The following is an 8,053-nucleotide window of genomic DNA, read 5'->3' as shown; positions in this document are numbered from 1 at the left end:
TCCCTGCACCTCGCCGACCGGCCGAGGACGCCACCCGCCCGACGCTCCCGACACCTCGCCGACCGACCGAGGACGCCGACCGACAGGGGCTTTCGGCACCCACCGACCGTGGCCACCCGTTCCCGAACACGACGAGCGACCGCCCCGGGTGGGGCGGCCGCTCGTCGAGAATGAACCGGAAGATCAGGCGTTGAGCGTCTCCAGGTGCTGCTTCACCTGGGTGATCGAGGGATTCGTCAGGGCACTTCCGTCGGCGAAGCGCAGCGTCGGCACCGTCTGATTGCCGCCGTTGACGCCCATCACGAACTCCGCGGCCTTCGGGTCCTGCTCGATGTCGACCACCTCGTACCCGATGCCCTCCCGGTCGAGCTGCGACTTCAGCCGGTGGCAGTAGCCGCACCAGGGGGTGGAATACATCGTCAGCATCCTCGGATCCTCCAACTCCTCCGGCCGCGGCTTGCGGATCAAGCCGAGGCTGTTCGCTGCAACGCTGGGAGGAGCTGAGATGATTCCTGGTTGTGGTGGTTCACTCAGGGTCGGAACAGGTGCTCGCCGGGCTGGACCCGGAGCAACGCTCCGCCGTGACCGCACCTGCCGGCCCGGTCTGCATCCTGGCCGGCGCCGGCACCGGCAAGACCCGGGCGATCACCTCCCGAATCGCCCACCGGGCGCTCTCCGGGGAGATCTCCCCCCGGCACGTGCTCGCGGTCACCTTCACCGCCCGCGCCGCCGCCGAGATGCGACACCGTCTCACCCTGCTCGGGGCGCAAGGTGTCCAGGCGCGGACCTTCCACGCCGCCGCGCTGCGCCAGGTGCGGTACTTCGCGCCCCGGCTGCTGGCCGGCCGCGCCATGCCCGAACTGCTGGACAGCAAGGTACGACTGGTCACCCTCGCCGCCGCCCGGGTCGGCCTGCGTACCGACCGGGCGGCCGCCCGCGACCTGGCCGGCGAGATCGAGTGGGCGAAGTCATCGCTGGTCGAGCCGACGGACTACGTGGTGGCCGCGGCCCGGGCACTGCGCGACACACCGCACGAGCCGACGAAGGTCGCCGACGTGTTCACCGCGTACGAGCAGCTCAAACGGTCGAACGGCGTGATCGACTTCGAGGACATGCTGCGGGCCGCGGTGTGGGGCATCGAGGAACACCCGGACGTCGGCGAGCAGATCCGCAGCCAGTACCGGCACTTCGTGGTCGACGAGTACCAGGACGTCAACCCACTCCAGCAGCGGTTGCTGGACGCCTGGCTGGCCGGCCGCAACGACCTGACCGTGGTCGGCGACGCCAGCCAGACGATCTACTCGTTCACCGGGGCGACCTCGGCGTACCTGGTCGACTTTCCCCGCCGGCACCGCAATGCCACAGTGGTGCGGCTGGTCCGCGACTACCGCTCCACCCCGCAGGTGGTCGGGCTGGCCAACGCGGTGATCTCTCAGGCCCGGGGCACCGAGGCGCGCCTGCGGCTGGAGCTGAGCGGACAACGCCCACCCGGCCCCGAGCCGGACCTGCGGATCTTCACCGACGAGCCGGCCGAGGCGAACGCGGTGGCCGCGCGCTGCCGGTCACTGATCGACGCGGGCACGCCGGCGAAGGAGATCGCCGTGCTGTTCCGCGTCAACGCGCAGTCCGAGGCGTACGAGAAGGCGCTCACCGAGGCCGCGGTGCCGTACGTCGTGCAGGGCGCGGAGCGGTTCTTCGAACGGACCGAGGTGCGCCAGGCGATGGTCGCGCTGCGTGCCGCCACCCGCTCGATCCCGGGCGAGACACCGCTGCCGGCCGCCGTCGTCGAGGCGCTCACCGCCGTCGGCTGGGCCCCGGACGCGCCCCCGGCCGGCGGCGCGGCCCGCGAGCGATGGGAGGCGCTGTCCGCGTTGGTCCAGCTCGCCGAGGAGTACGCGGCCACCCCCGAGGTCGTGCCGATCGGCGAGGCCGCCTCGGTGGAGCGCCCGGTCACCCTCACCGACTTCACCGAGGAGTTGGCGCGCCGGGCCGCCCAGCAGCACGTGCCGACGGTGGACGGCGTGACGCTGGCGTCCCTGCACTCGGCCAAGGGGTTGGAGTGGGACGCCGTCTTCCTGGTCGGCCTCGCCGAGGGCACCCTGCCCACCACGTACGCCAAGACCGTCGAGCAGGTCGAGGAGGAGCGCCGGCTGCTCTACGTCGGGATCACCCGCGCCCGGGAGTGGCTCTGGCTGTCGTACGCCGCTGCACGCTCGCCGGGCGGACGGGCCCGGCGCCCGTCGCGGTTCCTGCCCCAACTGGACCGCTCCGGCGGCACCGAACGGGCGACCGGCGGCGCCGGTCCGGCCCGCCGTCCCGAGCGACGGCGAACCCAGATCGTCTCCTGCCGGATCTGCGGCGCCACCCTGCTCGCCGGCCCGGACCGCAAGCTCGGCCGCTGCCCCACCTGCCCGTCCGACATAGACGATGAGCTGCACGAACGGCTGCGTGAGTGGCGGCAGCGGGTGGCCGGCGCGCAGAAGGTACCGGCCTACGTGGTCTTCACCGACGCGACGCTGATCGCGTTGGCCGAGCGACGACCGGGCCGGTCGGAGGAGTTGATCGCCATCGCCGGTATCGGCCCTCGCAAGCTCGGCCTCTACGGGGAGTCGGTGCTGGCCCTCGTGGCCGGTGCCGGGGTGGACGATGTCTGCCCGGAGAAAACTTTCGAAATCTCGTCGTAAATTCGTTTGCCCTCGCCCCGGCGCGAGGAATAGCCTCAGAACACACCACGCGAGCGGCGCCATTCCGGCTGCTCACGAGGTCGGTCCAGTCGATTCGAGGAACGTGAGGGAGGTGGCACCGTGAAGATCTTCACCTATGAGCGTCTGGCGGCGATGCCGTCTGTCTGCGCTCCGCTGTCGGCTGTCCGGGTGGCCCTTGCGGCTGCACGACCGTCGGTTCCACAGGTGCACCAGGTTCAGGCCGAGCTGATCCTGACCGTCGCGCCCGCTGGAGTCGAGGGGACCAGTGGCTTCACGGGCAATGGCATCCAGGTCGCCAAGAAGCGCATGGATGTCCGCGGCGTTCCACCTCGAGGTAAACCGGTCTGACCATCAGACTCCGGCTCACCTCGAGGCCGCGGAACCCGCTTACCGGGATCCGCGGCCTCAGTTTTTTGCCCGCCGTAAGTACGTCGGAATGCGATCCACGAGATCGAAGTGAGAGAGAGGTGACCGGGAGATGAGTCTGGCGTTGGCCCCCCTCGACATGAGCGTCGAGATGGAGGCGAACCTGCCCTGCCGGAAGTTCGACCCCGACCTGTGGTTCTCCGACTCGCCCACCGAGCTCGAGCTGGCCAAGTCACTCTGCGGGGACTGCCCGCTGCGTGTCGAGTGCCTGGCCGGAGCCGTTGAGCGAGCGGAGCCGTGGGGCGTCTGGGGCGGCGAGATCTTCGAGCGTGGCGCGGTTGTCCCGCGTAAGCGGCCCCGTGGCCGTCCGCGTAAGGAGGACGTCGCCCGTGACGCCGAGCTTCGGGTCGAGGCCGAGGCGCGCCTGGCGGCCAGTGGGCTGTCCGAGGTGCGTGGCGCGGTCCGGCTGGCAGCCTGACATGTTCCCGACCCGTTCCAACTACGCCGGTGGCACACCGGCAGTGAGTGAGAAAACGATGTTGAACGTTCCGAGTGGAGCCTTCGAGATGCAACTACTCCACGAAGCGTTGACCCGGGCTCGAATGCGCCGGCCTCAGGCCGGTCGTACCACCACGAGCACTGAGGCAGCCCGATCCGCCCGTACCGTCGCCATGACCAGCCGCAACCAGGCGGCTCGCGACCTGGGCGTTCTCTAGTACCACCCCACGCAGAAGGGCGGGTGCCGACCGGCACCCGCCCTTCCCCATGTCGTCAGGCGCCCGGGTCTCGACGTGGTCAGGCGCCCGGGTCTCGACGTGGTCAGGCGACCGGGGCGAAGCCGGGCAGCCAGCGCTCCAGGATGCTCCGGTAGGGGGCTTTCGCCTCCAACTGGCAGAGCACCCCGATCGACCCGAGCGTCACCCGGTGGATCAGCAGGTACGAGGGGGGCAGGTTGAGCCGCTTGCTCAGCTGGTACGTGGGGGAGCGAGGGCTGGCCAGTCGTCCCGCCTCGGCCCGTAGCCAGGCCCGGGTGAACCGGAAGCCGTCCGCCGCGATGGGCTCCAACATGGGTCGGATGAAGTCGAGCACCCCCTCGGCGTCGATCTCCTCGGCCGAGCCGATGAACCCCTCCGACCGCAGCCCCGCCACGACCTCGTCGGCGTCGCCGCGCAGGGCCGTCGCGGCGATACGACCGATCGGCTCCGGGGTGCCCTCCGGCATCCGGGCCACCGCACCGAAGTCGATCACCCCGAGCCGACCGTCGGGCAGCATCCGGAAGTTTCCCGGGTGCGGATCGGCGTGCAGCAGCCCAGCCCGCTGCGGCGCGGAGAGGTGCAGGGTGGCCATCAACCGACCCGCTTCGTCCCGCTCCTCCTCGGTACCCTCGCGGATGATGTCGGCCAGCGGAGTGCCCGTCACCCATTCGGTGACCAGCACCCGGGGCGAGGCGTTGACCACTTCCGGGATGAAGATCTCCGGGTCGTCGGCGTACGCGGCGGCGAAGGTGCGCTGCGACTCGGCCTCCAACTCGTAGTCCAACTCCTCGGTGATCCGTTCGCGCAGCTCGGCCAGGAGTGGCTTGACGTCCAGGCCGGGCTGGATGGCCCGGAACATCCCGCCCAGGCGGGACAGCTGCTTGAGGTCGGCGAGCAGGGCGTCGCCGGCCCCCGGATACTGGATCTTGACCGCCACGTCCAGGCTGTGCGGTGCGCCCGACGCGTCGAAGCCCGGCTCGCGCCAGCGCGCCCGGTGCACCTGGCCGATGCTGGCGGCGGCGGCCGGGACGTCGTTGAACTCGACGAACAGGTCCCGCCAGTCGGGGCCGAGCTGCTCGGCCAGCACCTTGTGCACGCTGGCGGCCGGCAGCGGTGGCGCCGCCTCCTGCAGTTTCGTCAGCGCCTGCCGGTAGGGGGCGGCGATCTCCTCCGGCAGTGCCGCCTCGAAGACCGACAGCGCCTGGCCGAACTTCATCGCCCCGCCCTTGAGCTGGCCCAACACGCTGAACAGCTGCTCGGCGGTGCGCTGCTGAATCTCCGCGGAGATCACGTCAGAGGCCAGCCCGGTGACGCGCTTTCCCATCCCGAGAACGGTCCGGCCGGCGAAGCCGAGCGGCAGGGCGGCGAGCTTGGCGGTGCGGGACACGGCGCGGCGCGGGATGTCGGTCACACGGTCATTGTTACCGACCGGAGGGCCCCGTTGCTGCTCTGCGGCCGGGCTGGTGCGGACACTCGGCCTCGCGAGCACTCACACGCCGGATGTGGCGGCCAACCTCGTCGACGGAAGCGGCCGGCACCGGTGATCTCCATGGCACTGCCCAGCGTCTCCGGCTGGCCGCCGTCCAGCTGCGTCAGCGCCTCGGCCAGGGCGTACCCGCAGGCGACGAGCAGCGTGCCGGTCGTTGCGGCGGCCACCGGGTCGGCGGCGGCGAGTTGCGCGGCGAGCCGGGGCCAGTCCGGGTCGCGGTCCGCCCGGTGCAGCTCGACGCAGTGCAGGCAGGGCCCGACGGGTGGGCGGACCAACGGCCCGATCACCGGTACGCCCTCCCGCAGTGTGACCAGCAGGTGCGGCTGCCGGCGCTGGGCGAGACCGGCGGCGAGCAGCGCCGGAGGCCGGTCCGTGCCGAGCTGGATCACCAGGTCGATCCGCCCGGCGCGGCTCGGGCGGGTGCCGGTGCCCGGTGCGACGCGGTTGACCGCAGCCCGCACCGCCGGCGCCAGCGGCCGACCCAGTTCGGCGGCGGAGATGCCCGTGCCGATCAGGTCGACGGGGCGTACCGGGCCGGTGAGCTGGGGAATCACCTGCCCCACGCCGGACTGGGCCAACGCCACCGTCAGCGGCCCGCCGAGCGCTCCGGCGCCGGTGAGCAGGACGCGGGCCGCCCGTCGCCTACGCAGGACCTGCGCGGGAGTGCCGGGAAGTCGGGCGGCGGCCAGGGCCAGCGCACCGGCCTCCGCCGCGAGCCGGGCACGGACCGGACCGGTCAGGTCGCGGGGGAGCAGGCTGTGCGCGGGCACCAACAGGCCGGCGGCCCGCAGGGCGTCGAGCAGGGTACGCACGTCGTCGGCGCTGACCTGGGCGGACGCCGCCTGGGTCAGCACGGTCCGTTCGCTGCGGGTGCCGTCGAGCAGGTCGAGCAGGCGAGCGGCGCGAGGGTTGGCCAACTCCAGTAGGGCGGCCGGCCCAGGACCGACGCCGAGTTGGAGGGTGTGCCGGTCCCGCCAGAGCCGGTTGAGGCCGGGCAGCAGGGTGGGGCGGGGCAGTACGGTGCGGCTCATGGTCACGAATCGTGACCGCATCTTCGCGTTCAGTCGATCGTTGTCCACAGGCGGTCAGGCCGCTGTCCAGCGCTATCCACAGGATTTGACGGGTTTTCCACAGCCCCTCGCGCCTGTTGTCGGCCACCCGACAGAGCTACCGCCGCAGTGGCACGTACTCCCGATCCGGCAACGGGGGTGGGGTGGCCATGCGGCCACCCCACCCCCGTTCACCCGTTCGGGTCAGACCTTGGCCTTGCCCAGGATGCGGTTCACTGTTGTACCGCATACCGGACACTTGCCCTTGGCCATGTTCATTCCGGTCTTCGAGACCTCGACGTGCCCCTCGAAGTCCCGCTTCTCCTTGCACTTCACGCAGTAACCGTTGTAGGTCGTCTGGGCCTGGTCGGCCACGGTGCCCTCCTCGTCTCGTCCGCCGGTCAATGCCGTTCCGGCGGGGTGCCCGGCGGCGGGCCACACGGGGCGCCGGCGCTGGGTCTCACTCCGCGGCCACCTTCGTGACCGCTGGTTCGCGGACCCTACCCAGGTCTGGGCAGTTCCATGTCAGCTGTGCATCGACACTGTGAGGAAGTCGACGTCGAGAGTGTGCATGGCGAAATAGGTCGGATAAGTCAGTTTGGCGGGGACACGCCGACCAAACCCTGTCAGCCACCCGTGCGAGTGCCCCCGCGGCGGCATCCGGGGCGGTGATCACCTACGGTGGAGACGCGCCGCGCACCGGCGCCATCGGCGTTCACCAAGGGTGACGAGATGACGCGATGGCGCTGCGGTCAAGAAATTTTCGGGACGCCTGGCGACCAATCACCATTTTCTGGGCGCGTGTCGTGCGGTTGACTCTTGCGGACCCCTGGTCAGTGGGCATTAGCTTTCCTTCGTGACACGTAGTCGAGGCTGCGCGGGCCAGTGATGGCGGGGACGCGCAAGCCGGTCGTCGAGGTGCGGCGCAGTCAGCGTCGACGACGCACGGTGTCCGCGTACCGTGACGGTGAGCGAGTGGTCGTCCTCATCCCCGACCAGTTCTCCCGTGCCGAGGAGAGCGAGTGGGTCGACCGGATGCTCGCCCGGCTCGCCGCCCGGGAGGGGCGCCTCGCCCGGTCCGACGACGAGCTGCTGGCCCGCGCCAATCGGCTCATCGACCTCTACCTCGCCGGATACGCCACGAAGGCGCTGCCGGCCAGCGTCCGATGGGTCACCAACCAGAACGGCCGGTGGGGCTCCTGCACGCCGGCGGACCGCAGCATCCGAATCTCACACCGCGTCCAGGAGATGCCCGAATGGGTGATCGACTACGTGTTGCTGCACGAGCTGGCGCACCTCATCGTGCCCAGCCACAACTCCCGGTTCTGGGCGTTGGTCGGCCGCTACCCCAAGGCGGAACGCGCCCGCGGCTACCTCGAAGGGGTCGCCGCCGCCTCCTCCTGTGCACCGCTCCCCACCTGATCCACACACCCCCGGGGCGCTGGCGCAGCCCGTCGAACCCTTCGGACACCGGGCCGCGCTCTTCGGACGCCGCGGGTCGAGCCCCTGGGCGCCGCGCCGAGCGCCGGCCGCTGTCTGACGCGCGATCGGCCTAGATCCACTCGCCTTCCTGAAAAACGCGCCATCCAGGCTGCCGGGACACCCCGACTTCAATGAAGCCGAGCCGATCATGTTGCCGCGCCGCGCCGCGCCGCGCCGCGCCGCGCCGCGCCGCGCCGCGCCGCGCCG

At 71.1% G+C, this 8,053-nt stretch carries 8 protein-coding genes; 4 read left to right on the top strand and 4 right to left on the bottom strand.

The genetic code is table 11. The features are described from left to right. Window positions 1-183: 183 nt before the first annotated feature. Entirely contained in the window at window positions 184-426 is a 243-nt protein-coding gene (locus tag DLJ58_RS01230) for a mycoredoxin (protein ID WP_124853460.1), read from the bottom strand. A 92-nt stretch (window positions 427-518) separates the two neighbouring features. Here DLJ58_RS01230 and DLJ58_RS01225 point away from each other — a divergent pair, with 92 nt between their 5' ends. The 3 genes from DLJ58_RS01225 (at window position 519) to DLJ58_RS01215 (ending at window position 3,549) form a co-directional block, all read left to right on the top strand. Then, on the top strand, window positions 519-2,684 hold the full coding sequence (locus DLJ58_RS01225) for an ATP-dependent DNA helicase UvrD2 (protein WP_124853459.1): 2,166 nt from the start codon (window positions 519-521) through the stop codon (window positions 2,682-2,684). Window positions 2,685-2,837: 153 nt separating this feature from the next. Continuing rightward, a complete protein-coding gene (locus DLJ58_RS01220; RefSeq protein WP_181518366.1) occupies window positions 2,838-3,053 on the top strand; it encodes a hypothetical protein in 216 nt (71 codons plus the stop codon). A 130-nt stretch (window positions 3,054-3,183) separates the two neighbouring features. Beyond that, complete coding sequence (locus tag DLJ58_RS01215) at window positions 3,184-3,549, top strand: WhiB family transcriptional regulator (RefSeq protein WP_030490434.1); 366 nt, start codon at window positions 3,184-3,186, stop codon at window positions 3,547-3,549. Window positions 3,550-3,890: 341 nt separating this feature from the next. Here DLJ58_RS01215 and DLJ58_RS01205 read toward each other — a convergent pair whose 3' ends face one another. From DLJ58_RS01205 to DLJ58_RS01195, 3 genes are all read right to left on the bottom strand, one after another. Then, window positions 3,891-5,237 (bottom strand): ABC1 kinase family protein, encoded by a 1,347-nt coding sequence (locus tag DLJ58_RS01205; protein WP_124853458.1) that lies wholly within the window; start codon window positions 5,235-5,237, stop codon window positions 3,891-3,893. Further along, the gene (locus DLJ58_RS01200; protein ID WP_124853457.1) at window positions 5,234-6,346 is read right to left on the bottom strand and encodes a TOMM precursor leader peptide-binding protein; all 1,113 of its coding nucleotides are present in this window, start codon (window positions 6,344-6,346) and stop codon (window positions 5,234-5,236) included. The genes DLJ58_RS01205 and DLJ58_RS01200 overlap by 4 nt, the downstream gene beginning before the upstream one ends. A gap of 222 nt (window positions 6,347-6,568) precedes the next feature. Next, entirely contained in the window at window positions 6,569-6,739 is a 171-nt protein-coding gene (locus DLJ58_RS01195; protein WP_167457767.1) for a DUF5679 domain-containing protein, read from the bottom strand. 513 nt (window positions 6,740-7,252) lie between these two features. Here DLJ58_RS01195 and DLJ58_RS01190 point away from each other — a divergent pair. After that, the gene (locus DLJ58_RS01190; protein WP_124853456.1) at window positions 7,253-7,786 is read left to right on the top strand and encodes a M48 metallopeptidase family protein; all 534 of its coding nucleotides are present in this window, start codon (window positions 7,253-7,255) and stop codon (window positions 7,784-7,786) included. The last annotated feature ends 267 nt before the right edge of the window (window positions 7,787-8,053 follow it).

The organism is Micromonospora arida (assembly GCF_003857035.1).
Classification (GTDB): Bacteria; Actinomycetota; Actinomycetes; order Mycobacteriales; family Micromonosporaceae; genus Micromonospora; species Micromonospora arida.
The sequence above is the reverse complement of the archived record's forward strand: the minus strand, read 5'-3'. Positions and strand labels throughout refer to the sequence as shown.